This window comes from Weissella sp. DD23, assembly GCF_001579105.1.
Taxonomy (GTDB): domain Bacteria; phylum Bacillota; class Bacilli; order Lactobacillales; family Lactobacillaceae; genus Weissella; species Weissella cibaria.
The window spans coordinates 266,766-267,619 of the sequence record NZ_KQ970390.1; the positions used below are offsets into that span (position 1 = coordinate 266,766).

1 protein-coding gene is annotated in these 854 nt (G+C 46.5%); it reads left to right on the forward strand.

Going from position 1 to position 854, the window contains the following annotated elements; translation table 11 throughout:
- Positions 1 to 843 (forward strand): acetate/propionate family kinase (locus WEIDD23_RS01295; protein ID WP_242865363.1); only part of this gene is annotated, 843 nt, incomplete at its 5' end.
- Positions 844 to 854: the final 11 nt, after the last annotated feature.

Sequence of the window (854 nt, forward strand, 5' to 3'; positions counted from 1 at the left end):
CCGTTGCATAATCCAGCGAATGCGACGGGAATTGAAGTGTTCCAAGAACTCTTGCCCGACGCGGTTTCAGTCGCGGTGTTTGATACGGCATTCCACCAGACGTTGCCTCGTGAAAACTATTTGTACCCATTGCCATACGAGTACTACACGAAGTATGGGGCACGTAAGTACGGGGCGCACGGAACTTCACATCGCTATGTCGCTGAACGCGCAGCTGATATGATGGGCAAGCCATTGTCAGAGTTAAAGCTGATTACGTTGCACTTAGGTGCTGGGGCATCGATTACGGCAATTAAAGATGGTAAGTCATTTGATACCTCAATGGGCTTCACGCCATTGGCTGGTTTGATGATGGCGACGCGTTCAGGTGACGTTGACCCATCTTTGATTTACTACATTCAAGAGCGTGAGGGTCTTTCAAACGCTGAAATGTTGCGTATTTTGAACAATAAGTCAGGGTTGCTTGGCGTTTCGACGTTGTCGTCAGACATGCGTGACTTAGAAGAAGTGGCTGATACAAATGAACACGCAAAGTTGGCACTTGATATGTTCTTGAATCGTGTGGTGCGCTACCTTGGCCAGTACACATTTGAAATGGGTGGTGTTGATGGTATTGTCTTCACAGCTGGTATCGGTGAGAATGCCGCTAATGTGCGTGAGGATATTATTGCGCGTCTAAAGTTCCTTGGCATTGAAATGGATAAGGAAGCAAACAATGTTCGTGGTGTAGAGCGTATTATCTCAACACCCGAATCAAGTGCAACTGTGTTGTTAGTCCCAACCAATGAAGAACTAGAAATTGCCCGTGATGTTGAACGTCTTAAGGCACAAGCAGGCAAGTAAAATTTAAGGTT